Origin of the sequence: Tropicibacter oceani (assembly GCF_029958925.1) — a bacterium.
Lineage (GTDB): Bacteria > Pseudomonadota > Alphaproteobacteria > Rhodobacterales > Rhodobacteraceae > Pacificoceanicola > Pacificoceanicola oceani.
In genome coordinates this window covers 3338544-3354924 of record NZ_CP124616.1, presented here as the reverse complement: position 1 = coordinate 3354924, position 16381 = coordinate 3338544, and the positions used below count along the sequence as shown (strand labels likewise).

The window sequence follows — 16381 nt, the reverse complement described above, 5'->3', positions numbered from 1 at the left end:
GTGGGCGCCAGGTAACGAAGCCACGGCTACGACAGAGCCAGCTCCCTCGGATTTGCTTAAGGCCACCGGAATGTATCCGTTCACGGAAAGGGCAGAACCCGCCAAGCCCTGAGGTAAGGCGGCGGGGGCGGTCTGACAAGGGGTCAGCTGTCGTCTTTTGTGACAAAGCCGTAGCGTTCGAGTTCCTCGGGGATCAGGACATAGATTTCATCGGCGGGCGTGGCCAATGCGTGGCGCATGACGCGTGTGTCGATGCCCATCTCGTCGAGGTATTCCATGACCTCGGCCTGACCGCGCTGGATGTCCGACACGGCCATGAAGGCGGGCAGCAGGGTGTTTTCGCCAAAGCTGTGCTGGTGCACGCCGATGCTGGCGGCGGGGGCGATGGTGCGGGTCGGGCCTCCGGCCAGCAGGTAGGGGCAGGCGGAATAGCAGTATTCGCCGGGCAGGACCTGGGTGGCGATGTCCGAGGCGCGCAGGTGGCGACCGATTTCGAGCGCGTCGCGGACCGAGCCGCCGGGGCTTTGCAGGATCAGGGTTTCGATCGCCGGGTCGGCGTTGGACAGTTGCGTGATGATGCGCGGGGCGTCGTCGGGGGCGATGGCCCCTTCGAGCCGCCATGCTCCGCCCTCTTGCGTCAGGGTCAGGCGGTCGGGCAGTTGGCCGGGGTCGCGGGCGGGGCGCACGGCGGGGCGGTCGCGGTCGGGCGCAAAGCGGCGGGTCTGATCACCCGGGCGGATCGGTTCGGACAGGCGCGGGGCATCGGGCGACAGGCGCGGCAGGGAAAAGGCCCCGGCCTGCATGTCCGACAGCACGAGGAACGCGCCGATCCCGAGTTGAAAGATCAGCACGGCTGACAGGGTGCGGGCGACGGTGCTGGCCTTCATGCGCTTTTGCCTTTCAGCTCGGCCACGGTGGTGTCGGGATTGGGGGTGGTTTCGGGTCTTGCGGGGGCTTCGGGTTTCGGGTCGGTCAGCTGCAGGGTGGATTCCACGTCGCGGATGGCGCTGACCGCGGCGCGCAATTCGGCCAGGGTCAGGGTGTCCTCGATCGAGGCACCATCGCGGCCCTGCCGGATCGCGCCGTGGGTGATGGCAAGGATAAAGACCAGAACGCCGGGCAGCAGGTCGATGGCAATGGCCCCGGCCCAGGATGGCACGAAGTTGCGGGCATAAAGAATCACGGCATCGGCCGAGGAAATCGGCGTATAGGTCACGTCGCCGGGGGGCTGCAGCGCGCCCACGGCCTGCGCGGCCTTTTCCAGCGTGGCGGCGCGGGCGGCCAGCACGTCAAGGACCGAGGTGATGGTGGCGGATTGGTCGGCCCGGGTTTCTTCGGTCCGCCCGTCCAGTTCGGGCAGCACGACCGAGGCCGACAGATCCTGCGCCGCGCGTTCCACCAGTTGCGCGACCGATAGTTGCCGCAGCTGGGTGATCAGGCCCTGAAGGCGCACGGCGGCCTCGGAAAACTCGACCGAGCGGGCCTCGACGGGCCCCGGTTCGACCGTCAGGGCGCGCATCCGCGACAGGATGGTATTGCCCTCGGAAAAGGCGTTTTCGACCAGCGGAGTCTGGGCGGTGATCTGGGTTTCCAGCGCGGCCAGTTCGGCGCTTTTCTGGCGCAACACGCGGAACACCGCGCCGCGCCCGGCAAGCCCCGAAAGCGAGCCTGCGGCCTCTTGTTCGGACAGGTCCTCAAAGCTTTGGCGGGTGCGGGCCACGTCGCGTTGCAGGGCCTGCCCCGACAGGGCGATTTCATGCGCGCGTTCCAGTGCTGACTGGTAGTCCTGCACGGTTTCGGCAAGGTGCTGTTCGACGGCGGCCGATCCGGCCAGCGCGGCGGCGTTCAGCCAGGACGACATGGCGACTATTGCCAAGGAACCCAGACCCATGGCCCCCAGCAGCCCGACCCGGGCGCGGGCGGTGCGCACCGCCGGGAACAGCCGCATCATGTAGGACCAGAAGACGAAGATCCCCACCGACACGGCGACGGAATAGGCGATGGCGGCAAAGACCGACATGGCGCCGTTTTCATCCAGCAGAGAGGACACCCCGAGATAGGTATAGATGCCCGAGGCCACGGCCAGCACCCCCAGCGCGGTGCCGGAAAAGGTTTCCAGCCAGGTCAGGTGGGTTTCAAGTTCACGCGCATGGCGCACCCCGCGCGCCTCGGCGCGGGTCAGGTTGTGGTCGTCCGCCATGGGGCCCCTCGTGTTGATACCCCGTGCAAGGTAGCCACAAATCAGCGGTTTAGAAGGCCGGGAATGCCGGGGCTTGCATCTGTTCACGGAATGTTCATAAATTTGGGCATGGTTTCGCCCGTTCTGACCCCCACGCCCGATCTCATGCCCGGCCAGCTTTTGGCGCGGGGCGTCTGCCGTCACATGGCCAGCCTTGGCTTTGCGGTGATCGAGGAATTCGTGCCCGACCGCGGGCTGCGGGTGGACGTTATGGCGCTGGGCCCAAAGGGCGAATTATGGGTGATCGAGTGCAAGAGCAGCCGCGCCGATTACATGAGCGACGCCAAATGGCAGGGCTACCTGGGCTATTGCGACCGGTTTTTTTGGGCGGTGGATCAGGCGTTTGACGTGGACCTGTTGCCCGAAGGAACCGGGCTGATCATCGCCGACGGTTATGACGCCGAGGTGCTGCGCATGGGACCAGAGGACAAGCTGGCCGGCGCACGGCGCACCAAGCTGACCCGCAAGTTCGCCATGCACGCCGCACGGCGCCTGCACGGGTTGCGCGACCCGGATGCGGGCGGCTGGGGATAGGGCCTTTGAGAGACTGTGTGCGGTTCTTGATGGACCGCTTTCGCGCGGCGCTGGCGGCCGAAGCATAGCCAAGCCGTCCCAGGTTAGTTTTCTTCTTGTTTCGCTTCGAATTTCTCCCAAATATGCATGCGACCCTTCTGGCGCGCATCAGCTAGAAATAGCTTTTTTCGGGCATCGAGTGTTTCCATGCTTTTGTATTTTCCCCCCGAGAACTTGGGCCAATCTATTGCCAAACCCTGCTTTACCATTTCAGCAGAAAGATCCCGACCGTCCGGCAGGTAGCAGTGTGCTACTGTTCGACCATATTCATCTTCGTCGGTTATTTCTGCGTGGATGACATGACCTTTGCACAATTTTTGCAAAGCCCACTTGGATTTCTTGCCGTAGGGGTGGTTCAACTCGGGGGCATCAATTCCGAACAAGCGAATCTGAGTTTTCTTGATCGTTATTGTGTCGCCATCGGTAACATAGGCGGCGCCAGTCAAGACGCGCTTTTGTTCGAGATGTTCAGAGGTCTTTTCGTCAAAATGAGGAGGGCGGATTTTTCCCGTTTTTATTGGTGTTTTCCGGTTCGGGTATAGCTCCGGCGGAGGAGTGTCCCGAAAAGTTTCGTCTCCTTTGTCAGAATGTCCGTATTTATAGGTGAACACGGCTCTGTTGCACAAATCGCGTGTGGGATTCATCTCGTGAATCCAGCGTGGTAGCTGGGATGCATGAGCAGACCCATACCCCCGACCTACAAGACCAGAAACTGGCCAGCCTACAATGAAGCGCTCAAGCGCCGGGGCTCGCTGACGATCTGGTTCGACCCTGAGATGATCTGGGATGCCGTGCCGACAGGCAGGCGTGGCCGCCAGCAGAGCTATAGCGACGCCGCCATACAGACGTGCCTCTCGATGAAAGTGCTGTTCGGCATGGCGCTCCGGCAGACGACCGGGTTCGTCGAGAGCCTGCTGCAGCTGGTCGGTCTGAACTGGACGGTGCCCGACTTCAGCACGCTATCTCGCCGCCAGAAGACCTTGGCCGTCAACATCCCATACCGCGGCTCCAAGGGGCCGTTGCACCTGTTGATAGACAGCACCGGGATCAAGGTCGAGGGCGAAGGCGAGTGGCACGCCCGCAAGCATGGCGGCCCTAAACGCCGCGTCTGGCGCAAGATCCACTTGGGGATTGATGAGGAAACGCTGGAGGTTCGGGCCGTCGAAATCACCGGGAGCCACATCGGTGATGCGCCGATCCTACCCGACCTTCTCGACCAAATCCCGCAGGACCAGGAAATCGGTAGCGTCACGGCTGATGGCGCCTACGACACGCGCAAATGCCACGATGCGATTGCAGATCGCGGCGCCCATGCCGTCATCCCGCCCCGCAAAAACGCGAAGCCCTGGAAGACGATCACCGCCGGAGCCGTGGCGCGAAACGAGGCCTTGCGCGCGGCGAAATACCTGGGCCGCGCACTCTGGCGACGATGGAGCGGATACCACCGCCGAAGCCGCGTCGAGACAAAAATGCATTGTATGAAGTTGCTGGGCCAGCGGCTCATGGCGCGGGACTTCGACCGCCAGGTCGCGGAACTCCAGGTCCGCATTGCCGTCCTGAACGGCTACACCGCGCTCGGCATGCCCGTCACGGAAGTCGTAGGATAAGTCCGCCCGGGGAAAGGGGAAACTCGGCGTTCAGCCGATTTGTGCAACAGAGCCCGTTCACGGCAGAAGTTCATGATCCAGCCGTTCCGCGCTTGTCCACCCGGTTGCTTTTGGCGGCCTTTTTTCGCGCTCGGTTCGCGGAGCCAACTTGACCAGAACCCGCCACCGTCAAAGATGTAAATGGAATACATGCTTCTTGCGCAAGCTGCCCCAAGATGCCAGTTTTGGAGGGAAAGCGAGGTGCGCCAAGGGTGCAGCAGACAGCTGAGAATTTCGTCGACCGGTTTGCGCCGACATCCTTGATGGATGCGCTGCACGATGAGGTTGTGATCACCGATGCCCGTGGCACCATTGTTGCGACCAATCGGGCCTGGCGGGCGTTTTGTGCCGACAATGGCGGAAACCAGCAGGATTTCTATGTCGGCACCAATTACTTTGAGATCTGCCGCGCGGCCTCGGGGACTTCCAGCGCCGGGGCCGGTACCATTGCGGATGCATTCGAACGGGTCCTGGAGACCGGGCAGACGTTCCGGCATGAATACCCCTGTGACAGCCCCGAGGTAAAGCGCTGGTTCGAGATGACCGCCAGCCGTCTGAGCGAGGCCGGCAGCGCCTATCTGCTTGTCCAGCACCGCGACATCACCGCGCGATACGTGCAGGCCGACGATGTCGAGCAGGCCTTCATCAACTCGAGCGCGCTGGCGGCCCTGGTGGCCAGCACCTCGGACGCGATCCTGAGCTATGATCTGGAGGGGCGGATCACCACCTGGAACCGCGCGGCGCAGCGGCTGTATGGCTATAGCGCCGAGGAGGTCGTCGGCCAGTCGCTGGAAATGCTGTATCCGCCGAATTGGCCGCACCCCATCGCCTATTACCGAGATGAGATCATCGCGGGCCGCCTGTCGAATTTCGAAGCGACGCGGGTGGCCAAGGACGGCACAGAGCACGAGGTCTGGATCAGCTGCGCGCCCATTCGCGGCGCCAGCGGCGAGATCGTGGCGATTTCCAACATCCACCGCGACGTGACCGAGATCCGCAAGGCCGAAAAGGCGCGCGAGCTGATCGCGCGCGAGGTGATCCACCGGGCCAAGAACATGCTGACCATCGTCAGCGCGATCCAGCGTCAGACGGCGCGCTCGGAACGCGATTTCGACGGGTTCAACCGCAAGTTCGAAGAGCGCATCCATTCGCTGGCGCGCTCGACCGATCTGCTTGTGGCGGGGGAATGGACGACGGTGCCGCTGGGCGAATTGGTGCTGCGTCACCTAGAACCCTTTGCCGAACGCAACGACAGCCGGATCGAGGTCACGGGGCCGCCAATCGACCTGCAACCGCAGTCGGTGCAGACCATCGGCATGGCGATCCATGAACTGGGCACGAATTCCGCCAAATACGGCGCGTTGACCCTGCCCGAGGGCAAGATCCGCGTCAGTTGGGCGCTGGAAGAGGGGCAGGATGGCCGGGCCCTGCAGGTGCGCTGGCACGAGCAGACCGAGATCAAACCAGACCCGCAACCCGAGCGGCGCCGGGGCTTTGGCAGCAGCGTGCTGACCATGCTGGCGCCTTCGATGCTGGACACGGCGTCAGACTATGACATCGGCCCTGGGCAAGTGCGTTGGTCGATCACGGTGCCGGGGCAGCATTTTGTCCCGCGCCGCGATCCGGGCTGAGCGCGCGCTGCCCCGTCAGTCCAGCCAGGCAAAGGCACGGTCGAGATAGGCCTTGGCGTCCTGGGTCACGGGTTTCCCGTGGGCCATGACAACGGCGCTGACCGGCCAGGACCGCACGATGTCGCGGGCGGCGCGGGCGGCCTTGCGGTTGGTAAAGCCAAGCCGGAACTTGCGCGGCACGGTGGGTTCGTCCTGTGTCATCAGGTCAAGCCTCGCGATCACCCGGCGCCAGCCGGTGAACCAGTCGCGCGGCATCTGTTGCAGCAGATCGGTAAACAGGGCGGTGCCGCTGGGCCGGTGAAACAGCACGGCCTCGGTCGTGATGGCATTGCCGCGATAAAGGGCCAGCGCGATCTGGTCGCCCCAGTCGGGCGGCGGTGTTTCGGTCAGCTGGCCGGCAATATCCAGATCGGGGCGTTTGCGGTCCAGCCCCGGGGCGGCCCAGATACGGGCATCGGGGCAGGCCTTTTTCCAGTCGCCGATATGGACGTGGTGCAGCGCGTTCGGCGCGACGAGATGGGTAATTTCCCCCAGGGTTTCAACCTCTTGCCGAAGCGCGTCGCTGTAGGCGATGGGCGACCAGAGCAACAGCTGGTTGCCTGCAAGGCGGATCACCGCCATGCGGGTGGGGTAGTGAAAACCAAGCGTCGCGACCAGCGCCGGGCCGTCTGCCAGCCAGATGTCCTGTCCAAACGGGTGCAGCATCGCAGCGCCTTTCCTGTGTCCATCGGCACAAGCCTAGGCAGAGCTACAGCCGCTGGCAATGGCCCCAAACGCAAAGCGCCGGGCAAAGGGCCCGGCGCAAGCGTTTTGTCAGTGGAACGCGCTTACTTGAAGCGATAGTTGATCCGACCCTTGGTCAGATCGTAGGGGGTCATTTCCACCTGAACCTTGTCGCCAGCCAGAACACGGATGCGGTTCTTGCGCATCTTGCCTGCCGTATGTGCGATGATCTCATGGCCGTTTTCAAGCTCGACCCGGAACGTCGCATTGGGCAGGAGTTCCTTCACGACACCGGGAAATTCGAGCGTATCTTCCTTGGCCATGGTCTCTCCTTAGTTGTTCGCCGCCATCATAGGTGGGGCGAGCGTGTATATGGGCCTATTGCGCCTTTATTTCAAGCCCACATTTCACCGCAGGCGGGTCGGCTGGGCGGGGGCGTCGCGGCCTGTCTGATCGTCCCAGTGGCGGCGGTTCAGAACGACGCCATCGGCGCGCACATGGGCGATCTGGGCCGGGTCCAGGGTGGCGTATGTCCAGCCCGGGGTGTTGAGCGTGCCGCTGGCAATCACCCCGGTGGCCGGAAAGCCGGTGTCGGGCGGGCAATAGACGCCGCCGGTGCCGGTCGAGGCGTCGATGACCTGCGACCAGGGGGCCGGGCCGACCAGCGAGGACATGATGGTAACGCATTGATTTTCCAGCGCACGGGCCTGCGCGCCGATGCGCACGCGGCTGTGGCCGGCCAGCGCCTCGGTCACCGAAGGGATCAGGATCAGGTCGGCGTCGCTCAGGGCGCGGCCAAGCAGGGGGAATTCGCTGTCATAGCAGATCAGCACGCCGATCTTGCCCAGTGCCGTGTCGAACAGGCGCAGCGGGCCGCCGGGGGCAATGTGCCAGTCCTCGCGCTCGAACCGGGTCATGATCTGTTTGTCCTGCACGCCCATGGCCCCGGTCGGGGTGAACAGGCGCGCGCGGTTGACCGGGCGCACCGCCACGGTTTCGTCGACCACCGGGGCCGAGGCGGCAAGGATGTGCACCTTGAAGCGCGCGGCAAGGTCGGAATGCAGGGCGTCGGCGTCGGGGATGCGGGCGTTGGTGGCCTGAATGCAGAGTTCAAGGTCGTGCGCGGCGACGTCGCCGTCCAGCGTGGCCAGCTCCAGCGCGCCATATTCGGGGAAGACCAGCAATTCGGCGCCGTTTTGGGCGGCGGTCTGCACCCAGGCGGTCAGCTTGTCGGCATAGGCCTGCCAGCTGCCCAGAAAGCTGGCGGGATAGGCGGCGGTGGCGATCTTCATGGGCGGTTCCTTTGTGGGGCAACGATGGGCAGCGCCATCATAGCGCTCTGATCCAGAATTGCAGGCTGTGATCGGTTTGATGCTTTTGCCCGATGTCTTTCCAGCGGAAATGCGCCTGCACGCCGGGCAGGGGGGCATAGCCGCGCTTGCGCCAGAACGGGTCCAGCGGAGCGTGGTCTGCGGGCCGCAGCGGGTGATCTGTGGGGCGGATCACGGCGCAAAAGGCGCTGTGCGTACGGCCAAGGGCGCGGGCGTGTTCCTCGCGCGCGTCAAAGAAGCGGTGGCCGATGCCCTGACCGCGATACGCGGGCAACAGGACGGATTCGGCGCAGTAAAAGATCTGCGTCAGCGGCAGGCCGGTGTCCGCGAAGGGGGCGGCGAAATCGCTGGCGTGGTCCTCCATCGGGGTGCCGGTGGCGGCGCCGACAAGGCGCGCGCCGTCAAAGGCCCCGACAAGAATGGCATCGACGCTGTCGCGGTAGGTTTGAAGATAGCGGCGTTCGTAGTCGAGCGCGCCATCATAGAGGTAGGGAAAATCGCGAAACACCGTGATCCGCAGGCGGGCAACATCGTCAAGCGCGGCATCCAGCGCCGCGCCGGTCAGCACCCGGACCTGCATCACGACACCTGCCGGATCCAGTCGGACAGGTTGTAATAGGTGACGATGCGGCTGATCTTGCCGCCCGTCAGCGAAAAGAACGACCCGGCGGATGCTGTTGAAAAAGTCCGTGTTGCGCTGCGGCAAGTCTTTCGATTCACTCAATTATGAGGGGATGGGAGGATTTCGGGATGATGGGTAGGCAACATGCTCCGGCACAGCTGTTCTACGACTTTGATCTGGAGCGGCACGTCCCAGCCAATCACATGCTGCGAGAGATCGATCTGTTCCTCGATGGTGACAGCCTTCGGGACACGCTGCGCCCGTTCTACAGCCATCTCGGCCGCCCTTCCATCGACCCGGAATTGATCATTCGGATGCTGGTGATTGGCTACGTCATGGGTATCCGGTCCGAGCGCCGCCTGTGCGACGAGGTCCATCTGAACTTGGCCTATCGCTGGTTCTGCCGACTGGGGCTGGAAGGGAAAGTGCCCGACCACTCGACCTTCTCACGGTATCGCCATGGCAAGTTCCGGGAAAGCGACCTGCTGCGGCAGGTGTTCGAGGCCACGGTCGAGCGCTGCCTGAAGGAGGACCTGGTGTCCGGCGAGGGCTTCGCCGTGGATGCCAGCCTGATCTCAGCTGACGCCAACAAGGTCCGGTCAATCGCGGCGGAAGATTGGAGCCCGGAGGTGGCGCGTGAGACCGGCAACCGTGCAGCGCGGGAATACCTTGAGACGCTGGATGATGCCGCTTTCGGGGCCGCTTCTCCGAGCCAGCCGAAGTTCGTGGCCAAGTCCGATCCGGCTGCGCAATGGACCAGGGCCGAGGAAAGCCGCCCCTATTTTGCCTATGCCACCAACTACCTGATCGACACGAAGAGCTCGGTGATCATGGACGTCGAGGCGACGCGCGCCATCCAACAGGCCGAGGTCGGGGCGTCGCGCACCATGCTGGACAGGACGGAAAAGCGGTTCGGGATCAGGCCCGACTGGCTGGCTGCCGACACCGCCTATGGCAATGCCGAGAACCTCGGCTGGCTGGTCGAGAAGCGCAGCATCATTCCCTTCATCCCGGTGATCGACAAGTCCGAGCGGACGGACGGGACGTTCTCCCGTTCCGACTTCGAGTGGGATGAGGCGAACGATCAGTACATCTGCCCGGAGGGTCACGCGCTCAAACAGTTCCGCCGGAATTATTCCGACCCGAACCGAGGGCAGGATACCGGCGGGCGCAAGAAATACCGCTGCCTGAAAGCGACCTGCCAGGCTTGCCCATCGAAGGAGATATGCTGTCCGAAAGCCGATGCGCGATACGTCACGCGCGAGCCTCATGAAGAGGCGCGCGAGTTCGCCAGAGAGTGCCGCAAGACCAAGGCCTACAAGGTGTCGCGCGACAAACGGAAGAAGGTCGAGATGCTCTTCGCCCACCTGAAACGCATCCTCGGCCTGACTCGGCTGCGGCTGCGCGGGCCAAACGGCGCCAAGGACGAATTCCTCCTCGCCGCCATCGCCCAGAACCTCCGAAAACTCGCGAAGCTACGCCCTCAATGCGCGTTACAGGGGGCCGGAGCATGAGCTGAACGGCCAAATAGCCGCCTGATGGTGGCCGGATGGGCGGTAGCCCGGACGACCCGGTGTTGCCGGAGAGACCCGTGCCGTGAAATCGGCGATTTCGACCGACTTCTTCAACACTATCGGCGGGCAGGTGATAGTGCTGGCCGCGCGCCTCGGGCAGGCCGGCGTCGGTGTTCAGATAGGTGCCGTTGACCATGTATTCGGCGGCGGCGCGGGTGCCGTCCTGATTGGCAAAGATCACCATGTTGGTCAGGCTTTCGCGGTAACAATGGCTCATGTGGGCGCAGAATTCGCCGAACTGGATCTTGCCGACGCGGATCTTGCCTTCGTTGACGTGGTGGGCGACGTCGGGTGTCAGGCAGTCCAGCATGGCTTCGGTATCGCCTGCGTTGAAGGCGTCGAAATAGCGTTGGATCACGTCACGGGCCATGGATTATCCCCATTTTTCCTGCAGTTTGTCGCGGATCTGGTCGCGGGTCTGGCGATAGGCATTGAGTTTTTGTTCGCGCGTCTCGCCGATGCCGGTCGGGTCCATGATCGGCCAGTATTCCACCGTCAGATGGTAAAACCGCGTCAGGTCCAGCGCGCGGCGTTGCGAGGCGGGGGACAGGGTCACGATCACGTCAAAACCTGACAGCGCCTCGCCGTTTTCTTCGAGTTCCTCGAAACTGCGCGAGCGGTGGCGTTCCAGCTCGACCTCGATTTCCTTGCAGGCGGCGATGGCGAATCCGTCGATCTCAAGATCGTTCACGACGCCGACGGACTGGACATAAGTCTCGGTTCCGAAGAGCTTTTTCATGATCGCTTCGGCCATGGGCGAGCGCACGGCATTGTGGTCGCAGCAAAACAGCACAGACTGGGGGAGGCTGCCCAAACTCAGCCCCCGAAGTGCAGAACGCAGATCAGGGTGAACAGGCGGCGTGCGGTGGCATCGTCCAGTTCGGCCTTGCCCTCAAGCCGTTCCTGCAGGATGCGCGCGCCTTCGTTGTGGATGCCGCGCCGCGCCATGTCGATGGTTTCGATCTGGCTGGGGGGCAGGGTGCGCACGGCGTCGAAATAGCTTTTGCAGATCTGGAAGTAGTCCTTGACCACCTGCCGGAAGGGCGACAAGGACAGATGGAATTCCGCAGCCTTTTCATGGGCTTGTGTGGTTACGTCAAAGACCAGCCGCTTTTCGCGGATCGACAGGCCCAGGTTGTAGGGGCCTTTCGGCGTCGGGCGGTCGTCCCGCACGGGCAGGGAAAAGGAGTTTTCCTCCATCAGGTCGAACATCGCCACGCGGCGTTCCTGTTCGATTTCCGGTGTCGGGGGCGGCAGCCCCGCGTCGTCCAGTTCGATATGCGCGATATGAGTCATGGGCGGTCTTTCGCAGGTGCAGCATTTTGATAGCAGCCTGCGCCGCCCTTTGGCAATATGGTGCTTTGGTGCCGTTCCGTCACGGCGCACAAGGTCCCGGGGCAGGGGGCCTAGCGGTTCAGACGGTCCAGCCGTGCGGTGACGGACAGCCCGTGCGCCTGAAGGCTTTCCGAGCGGGCCAGGGTTTCGGCGGCGGGGCCGATGGCGCGCAGCGCCTCGGGCGACATTTTCGCCAGCGTCGTGCGTTTGATGAAATCCATCACCGACAGGCCGGAACTGAACCGCGCCGAGCGGGCGGTGGGCAGCACGTGGTTCGGCCCGCCGACATAGTCGCCGATCGCCTCGGGCGTCCATTGACCAAGGAAGATCGCGCCCGCGTGGGTGCATTTGTCGGCCAGCGCCTCGGGGTTTGCGACGCATAGTTCAAGGTGTTCGGGCGCGATGCGGTTGGACAGCGCGGCAGCCTGATCGAGATCGGGGACGGTGATCACTGCGCCATAGTCGCGCCAGCTGGCCCCGGCGATGGCGCGGCGGTCCAGCGTTTGCAGGCGTTTGTCGACGGCCTCGGCCACGGCGCGGCCAAAGCCCGCGTCGGTGGTGATCAGTAGCGACTGCGCGCTTTCGTCGTGTTCGGCCTGGGACATGAGGTCAAGCGCGATCCAGTCGGGATCGTTGTCACCGTCGGCGATGACCAGGATTTCCGAGGGGCCTGCGATCATGTCGATGCCGACCTTGCCAAAGACGCGGCGCTTGGCGGCGGCGACAAAGGCATTGCCTGGCCCGGTGATTTTATCAACGGGGGCAATGGTTTGTGTTCCATAGGCCAGCGCGGCAATCGCCTGCGCGCCGCCGATGCGGTAAATTTCGTCGACGCCGGCGATGCGGGCGGCCAGCAGCACGGCGGGGTTGGCGATGCCGTCCGGGGTCGGCACGGTGATGGCAAGGCGCTGCACGCCCGCGACCTTGGCCGGGATGGCGTTCATCAGCACAGACGAGGGGTAAGAGGCCAGACCGCCCGGCACATACAGCCCGGCGGCGGACACCGGCGTCCAGCGCCAGCCCAGGGTCGCGCCGTCGGGGTCGGTCCACTGTGCATCTTCGGGCATCTGCCGGATGTGATAGGCGCGGATGCGTTCGGCGGCCTGTTCCAGCGCGCGGCGCTCATCCTCGGGGACATGTGCGCAAAAGGCTTCGATCTCGGCCTCGGAAAAGCGCAGGGTCTTGGCGGTCAGGTCCAGCCGGTCGAATTTGGCGGTCAGTTCCAGCACGGCGGCATCGCCGCGCGCGCGCACATCGGCGATGATCCCGGCGACGATATCGTCGACATCGGGGCTGTCTTCGCGCTTGGCGTTCAGAAGGGCGGTGAAAGCGGTTTCGAAATCAGCCTGCTGGCTGTCCAGAAAGACGGGCATATCGACAATCCTTGTGACGCGAAAATCGGGCTTAGCGCCGGGGTTTGACCTTGCGGGCGCCCTGTGCGGCGGCGCGGATTTCCTCGGCGATTTCTTCGGCCTCTTCGGGGGTAAAGTCCATCGGGATTTCCATCCCGTCGCCATAGATGAACAGGCGCACCATGCCCTGATCGGTGGGGCCGATCTGTAGGTTGGCCTCGATGTCGCGTTCGTCGTTGATGCCCATGATGCTGTCCGCCTTGTTTCGTGTCCCGGTAGGTAGCGGCGCGGGGGTTGCTTTGCAAGGCGCGCCGGGGTCTGATCCGGCCATGTCCGTTGAGTTGAAACATCTGGGTCCCGGCGACAGCGACTGGCTGGTGCATCAGCACCGGCATATCTATGCCCGCGACGAAGGCTTTGACGACAGTTTCGGTGACCTGGTGGCGCAGATCCTGCGCGACTTTGAGGCCAGCCATGACCCGGCGTACGAGCGCGGCTTTCTCGCCTGGGAGGGTGGCCAGCGGCTGGGCAGCGTGTTCTGTGTCCGGGTGGATGCGCAGACCGCCAAGCTGCGCCTGTTCCTTTTGGTTCCGCAGGCGCGCGGCAAGGGGCTGGGGCGGCGGATGCTGGCCGAATCTATGGAATTTGCCCGCAGCAAAGGGTATGAAAGAATGGTTCTGTGGACCCACGAAAGCCACCGCGCCGCCTGCGCGCTATATGCTGCGGCGGGTTGGCGGCTGACCCGGTCCGAACCGGTGCACAGCTTTGGCGTCGATCTGGTCGAGCAAAGCTGGGAAGTGGATTTATAGGGGAAATTCGGTCTTGCAATCATTCTGAGCAGATTGTATTTCGCCGCCAGTGCCGCCTTAGCTCAGTTGGTTAGAGCGCCTGATTGTGGATCAGGAGGTCCCCCGTTCGAGCCGGGGAGGTGGTACCACCCTTACCCCCCATCGCAGTCCCTTGTGCCGGCCCTTGTGGCAGCTGTGCCCTTGGTGTTCGGACACTCGCCTGTGGGCGGGGATGCTGCTAGGCTGTGCGCGATCTTGCAATCGACAGGCATCCCATGTGGCAACAAAGCGACTGCTATCCTGACCCCAGGGTCGAAATCCTTGATGACCGGTTCCGCCCGCTGGTGGTGACCCATGCGGCGGTCGAACGGCTGCACACCGGAATGCGCTGGGCCGAGGGGCCGGTCTGGTTCGGCGATCTGCGCTGCCTGCTGGTCAGCGACATCCCCAACAGCCAGGTGCTGAAGGTCGAAGAGGAAACCGGCGCGGTTTCGGTGTTTCGCAGAGGGCCATTTACCAATGGCAACACGCGCGACCGGCAGGGGCGACTTGTGTCCTGCGAACACGGGCCGCGCCGGGTGACGCGGACCGAGCTGGACGGCAGCATCACGGTGCTGGCCGACAGCTATCAGGGGCGGCGGCTGAACGCGCCCAACGATGTGGTGGTCAAATCTGACGGGTCGATCTGGTTCACCGATCCGACCTTTGGTATCCGCGACTACTACGAAGGCTACAAGGCCGAGCCGGAGCTGCCGACCAATGTCTATCGCATTGATCCCGACGGCGGGATCACGGCGGTGATCGAAGGCATCGACCATCCCAACGGGCTGGCGTTTTCGCCCGATGAAAGCCTGCTGTACGTGGTGCAATCAGGCGCGCCGCGCTGTATCCATGCCTTTGATATGGCGGCCGACGGGCGCAGCGTGGCGCAAGGCCGGCGGCTGATCGAAGCGGGCGAGGACGGCACGCCGGACGGCTTTCGGCTGGATACGCTTGGCAACCTGTGGTGCGGCTGGGGCGTCGGGCCTGGGCTGAACGGGGTGCGAATCTTTGCCCGCGATGGCGGGGCGATCGGCCATATCCACCTGCCCGAACGCTGTGCCAACCTGTGTTTCGGCGGGCCGCACCGCACGCGGCTGTTCATGGCGGCCAGCCAGTCGCTGTACGCGCTGCACGTGCGGGCGCAGGGCGTGCCGTATTTCTAGCAGGATCCGCCAGCATTCAGCAAAAGCCGGGCGGTGATGTCATCGCTCACCCTGTGCGGGCCAGCTGTGGCCATGATCTTTTCCAGAACGCGCCGCACGTCGTTCTGCGCTGTGTCCCGCGCCAAATCATCGCCCCGTTTCCTGCCGGGCCTGCTGTGCGAGGCGGTCCGCTTGTGCGCGGATATGGCTTGCAGGTCTAGGGTGCCAAATGCGATTGAAATGCATGTCGCGGGGGAGCGCTGGCGGGCAGGGTGTGATGCCCCGTGTCGCCGCACCGGGCGGCGGCGTCACAACGAAAGGCCACAGCCATGAAGTCCCTTGTCCTGGAAACCAAAGAGGTCCTGTCGCTGCGTGATTTCCCGGAAATCTCGCGGGTCGAGGAAAGCCTTGGTCCGCGTGACGTGCGGATCAAGCTGCACACCGTGGGGATCTGTGGCTCGGACGTGCATTATTATACGCACGGTCGCATCGGACCTTTTGTGGTGAAAGACCCGATGATCCTGGGGCACGAGGCCTCGGGGACGGTGATCGAAGTGGGCACGCAGGTGACGCAGCTGAAGATCGGCGATCGCGTCTGCATGGAGCCGGGCATTCCCGACCCCAATTCCCGGGCGGCGCGGCTGGGGATGTACAACATCGACCCTGCGGTGCGGTTCTGGGCCACCCCGCCGGTGCACGGCATCCTGCGCCCGACCTGCGTGCACCCGGCGGATTATACCTATCGGTTGCCGGACAACGTCAGCTTTGCCGAGGCGGCGATGGTCGAGCCATTGGCGGTGGGCGTTCATGCGGCGACCAAGGCGCGGGTCAAGCCGGGCGATGTGGCGGTGGTGCTGGGGGCGGGGCCGATCGGGCTGGTCACGGCGCTGTCGGCCCTGGCGGCGGGCTGCGCGCGGGTCTATGTCAGCGATCTTGCGCCCGGCAAGCTGGAAATCGCGGCGGCGCTGCACCCGGGGATCGTGCCGGTCGATGCCCGGGCGCATTCGCTGACCGGGGTGGTCAAGGCCGAAACCGACGGTTGGGGCGCCGACATCGTCTTTGAGGCGACGGGCAGCCCGCAGGCGGCCAGAACGGTGTTCGAGCCGCTGGCGCCCGGCGGCTGCGTGGTGATGATCGGCGGCCAGCCCGACCCGATCCAGTATGACGCGGGCGCGGCGATGATCCGCGAAGCGCGGGTCGAGAACATCTTTCGCTATGCGCATGTGTTCCCGCGCTGTGTCGGGATGATTTCCAGCGGGGCGATCGACGTGAAGCCGCTGATCACGCGCAGTTTCGATTTCGACGAGAGCGTTCGGGCCTTTGAAATCGCCGCCTCGGCGCCGCCGCAGGATGTGAAGATGCAGATCGTGCTGCCGCAATAGG

At 64.0% G+C, this 16381-nt stretch carries 18 protein-coding genes, 1 tRNA gene and 2 pseudogenes; 8 read left to right on the top strand and 13 right to left on the bottom strand.

The window, feature by feature from the left end; all coding sequences use genetic code 11:
• Nucleotides 1-143: 143 nt before the first annotated feature.
• Both QF118_RS16100 and QF118_RS16095 read right to left on the bottom strand, forming a co-directional pair.
• Nucleotides 144-887, bottom strand: a complete 744-nt coding sequence (locus QF118_RS16100) for a COG3904 family protein (protein WP_282300063.1) — start codon at nt 885-887, stop codon at nt 144-146.
• The gene (locus QF118_RS16095; protein WP_282300062.1) at nt 884-2200 is read right to left on the bottom strand and encodes a hypothetical protein; all 1317 of its coding nucleotides are present in this window, start codon (nt 2198-2200) and stop codon (nt 884-886) included. Before QF118_RS16095 ends, QF118_RS16100 begins: the two co-directional genes overlap by 4 nt.
• Before the next feature lie 108 nt (nt 2201-2308).
• On the opposite strand from QF118_RS16095, the gene QF118_RS16090 reads away from it, so the two are divergent.
• Entirely contained in the window at nt 2309-2773 is a 465-nt protein-coding gene (locus QF118_RS16090; protein WP_282300061.1) for an MmcB family DNA repair protein, read from the top strand.
• A gap of 83 nt (nt 2774-2856) precedes the next feature.
• Here QF118_RS16090 and QF118_RS16085 read toward each other — a convergent pair whose 3' ends face one another.
• Nucleotides 2857-3423: a thermonuclease family protein gene (locus QF118_RS16085; RefSeq protein ID WP_282300060.1), complete on the bottom strand. Its 567-nt coding sequence runs from the start codon at nt 3421-3423 to the stop codon at nt 2857-2859.
• A 63-nt stretch (nt 3424-3486) separates the two neighbouring features.
• On the opposite strand from QF118_RS16085, the gene QF118_RS16080 reads away from it, so the two are divergent.
• Together QF118_RS16080 and QF118_RS16075 are read left to right on the top strand one after the other, a co-directional pair.
• A complete protein-coding gene (locus tag QF118_RS16080; RefSeq protein WP_282299042.1) occupies nt 3487-4419 on the top strand; it encodes an IS5 family transposase in 933 nt (310 codons plus the stop codon).
• A 251-nt stretch (nt 4420-4670) separates the two neighbouring features.
• Nucleotides 4671-6089 carry a PAS domain-containing HWE histidine kinase family protein gene (locus QF118_RS16075; protein WP_282300059.1) on the top strand — a complete coding sequence of 473 codons (1419 nt, stop codon included), beginning with the start codon at nt 4671-4673 and terminating at the stop codon, nt 6087-6089.
• Nucleotides 6090-6104: 15 nt separating this feature from the next.
• Here QF118_RS16075 and QF118_RS16070 read toward each other — a convergent pair whose 3' ends face one another.
• The 5 genes and pseudogenes from QF118_RS16070 to QF118_RS16050 all read right to left on the bottom strand — a co-directional run.
• Nucleotides 6105-6794, bottom strand: a complete 690-nt coding sequence (locus QF118_RS16070) for a DUF4336 domain-containing protein (RefSeq protein ID WP_282300058.1) — start codon at nt 6792-6794, stop codon at nt 6105-6107.
• Between the two features lie 122 nt (nt 6795-6916).
• Nucleotides 6917-7135, bottom strand: a complete 219-nt coding sequence (infA, locus tag QF118_RS16065; protein ID WP_005978431.1) for a translation initiation factor IF-1 — start codon at nt 7133-7135, stop codon at nt 6917-6919.
• An 84-nt stretch (nt 7136-7219) separates the two neighbouring features.
• Nucleotides 7220-8104, bottom strand: a complete 885-nt coding sequence (locus tag QF118_RS16060; protein ID WP_282300057.1) for a carbon-nitrogen hydrolase family protein — start codon at nt 8102-8104, stop codon at nt 7220-7222.
• A 37-nt stretch (nt 8105-8141) separates the two neighbouring features.
• Nucleotides 8142-8723 carry a GNAT family N-acetyltransferase gene (locus QF118_RS16055; protein ID WP_282302501.1) on the bottom strand — a complete coding sequence of 194 codons (582 nt, stop codon included), beginning with the start codon at nt 8721-8723 and terminating at the stop codon, nt 8142-8144.
• Nucleotides 8723-8812: pseudogene (locus QF118_RS16050) on the bottom strand (isopropylmalate/homocitrate/citramalate synthase); the annotation flags it as partial. The gene QF118_RS16055 and the pseudogene QF118_RS16050, both read right to left, overlap by 1 nt.
• An 81-nt stretch (nt 8813-8893) precedes the next feature.
• Between QF118_RS16050 and QF118_RS16045 the strand changes: the two are divergent.
• A complete protein-coding gene (locus QF118_RS16045) occupies nt 8894-10279 on the top strand; it encodes an IS1182 family transposase (RefSeq protein ID WP_282302500.1) in 1386 nt (461 codons plus the stop codon).
• 115 nt (nt 10280-10394) lie between these two features.
• On the opposite strand, the pseudogene QF118_RS16040 reads toward QF118_RS16045, so the two are convergent.
• The 5 genes and pseudogenes from QF118_RS16040 to QF118_RS16020 all read right to left on the bottom strand — a co-directional run.
• Nucleotides 10395-10709 (bottom strand): annotated as a pseudogene (locus tag QF118_RS16040) (nuclear transport factor 2 family protein); the annotation flags it as partial.
• Between the two features lie 3 nt (nt 10710-10712).
• Nucleotides 10713-11153: an arsenate-mycothiol transferase ArsC gene (locus QF118_RS16035; RefSeq protein WP_282300056.1), complete on the bottom strand. Its 441-nt coding sequence runs from the start codon at nt 11151-11153 to the stop codon at nt 10713-10715.
• Nucleotides 11154-11155: 2 nt separating this feature from the next.
• A complete protein-coding gene (locus QF118_RS16030) occupies nt 11156-11635 on the bottom strand; it encodes a UPF0262 family protein (protein ID WP_282300055.1) in 480 nt (159 codons plus the stop codon).
• Between the two features lie 110 nt (nt 11636-11745).
• On the bottom strand, nt 11746-13047 hold the full coding sequence (gene hisD / locus QF118_RS16025) for a histidinol dehydrogenase (protein WP_282300054.1): 1302 nt from the start codon (nt 13045-13047) through the stop codon (nt 11746-11748).
• A 31-nt stretch (nt 13048-13078) separates the two neighbouring features.
• Entirely contained in the window at nt 13079-13273 is a 195-nt protein-coding gene (locus QF118_RS16020; protein ID WP_282300053.1) for a DUF6324 family protein, read from the bottom strand.
• An 82-nt stretch (nt 13274-13355) separates the two neighbouring features.
• Here QF118_RS16020 and QF118_RS16015 point away from each other — a divergent pair, with 82 nt between their 5' ends.
• From QF118_RS16015 to QF118_RS16000, 4 genes are all read left to right on the top strand, one after another.
• On the top strand, nt 13356-13835 hold the full coding sequence (locus QF118_RS16015) for a GNAT family N-acetyltransferase (protein ID WP_282300052.1): 480 nt from the start codon (nt 13356-13358) through the stop codon (nt 13833-13835).
• A gap of 51 nt (nt 13836-13886) precedes the next feature.
• Nucleotides 13887-13963: transfer RNA gene (locus QF118_RS16010), tRNA-His, on the top strand.
• A gap of 126 nt (nt 13964-14089) precedes the next feature.
• Nucleotides 14090-15019, top strand: a complete 930-nt coding sequence (locus QF118_RS16005) for an SMP-30/gluconolactonase/LRE family protein (RefSeq protein WP_282300051.1) — start codon at nt 14090-14092, stop codon at nt 15017-15019.
• A gap of 308 nt (nt 15020-15327) precedes the next feature.
• Nucleotides 15328-16380 (top strand): NAD(P)-dependent alcohol dehydrogenase, encoded by a 1053-nt coding sequence (locus QF118_RS16000; RefSeq protein ID WP_282300050.1) that lies wholly within the window; start codon nt 15328-15330, stop codon nt 16378-16380.
• Nucleotide 16381: the final 1 nt, after the last annotated feature.

Coding starts and splice junctions, on each gene's coding strand:
- QF118_RS16100 (WP_282300063.1), bottom strand. CDS start 887: ATGAAGGCCAGCACCGTCGCCCGCACCCTGTCAGCCGTGCTGATCTTT.
- QF118_RS16095 (WP_282300062.1), bottom strand. CDS start 2,200: ATGGCGGACGACCACAACCTGACCCGCGCCGAGGCGCGCGGGGTGCGC.
- QF118_RS16060 (WP_282300057.1), bottom strand. CDS start 8,104: ATGAAGATCGCCACCGCCGCCTATCCCGCCAGCTTTCTGGGCAGCTGG.
- QF118_RS16020 (WP_282300053.1), bottom strand. CDS start 13,273: ATGGGCATCAACGACGAACGCGACATCGAGGCCAACCTACAGATCGGC.
- QF118_RS16030 (WP_282300055.1), bottom strand. CDS start 11,635: ATGACTCATATCGCGCATATCGAACTGGACGACGCGGGGCTGCCGCCC.
- QF118_RS16070 (WP_282300058.1), bottom strand. CDS start 6,794: ATGCTGCACCCGTTTGGACAGGACATCTGGCTGGCAGACGGCCCGGCG.
- QF118_RS16015 (WP_282300052.1), top strand. CDS start 13,356: ATGTCCGTTGAGTTGAAACATCTGGGTCCCGGCGACAGCGACTGGCTG.
- infA (WP_005978431.1), bottom strand. CDS start 7,135: ATGGCCAAGGAAGATACGCTCGAATTTCCCGGTGTCGTGAAGGAACTC.
- QF118_RS16055 (WP_282302501.1), bottom strand. CDS start 8,723: ATGCAGGTCCGGGTGCTGACCGGCGCGGCGCTGGATGCCGCGCTTGAC.
- QF118_RS16080 (WP_282299042.1), top strand. CDS start 3,487: ATGAGCAGACCCATACCCCCGACCTACAAGACCAGAAACTGGCCAGCC.
- QF118_RS16045 (WP_282302500.1), top strand. CDS start 8,894: ATGATGGGTAGGCAACATGCTCCGGCACAGCTGTTCTACGACTTTGAT.
- QF118_RS16005 (WP_282300051.1), top strand. CDS start 14,090: ATGTGGCAACAAAGCGACTGCTATCCTGACCCCAGGGTCGAAATCCTT.
- QF118_RS16000 (WP_282300050.1), top strand. CDS start 15,328: ATGAAGTCCCTTGTCCTGGAAACCAAAGAGGTCCTGTCGCTGCGTGAT.
- QF118_RS16090 (WP_282300061.1), top strand. CDS start 2,309: ATGGTTTCGCCCGTTCTGACCCCCACGCCCGATCTCATGCCCGGCCAG.
- hisD (WP_282300054.1), bottom strand. CDS start 13,047: ATGCCCGTCTTTCTGGACAGCCAGCAGGCTGATTTCGAAACCGCTTTC.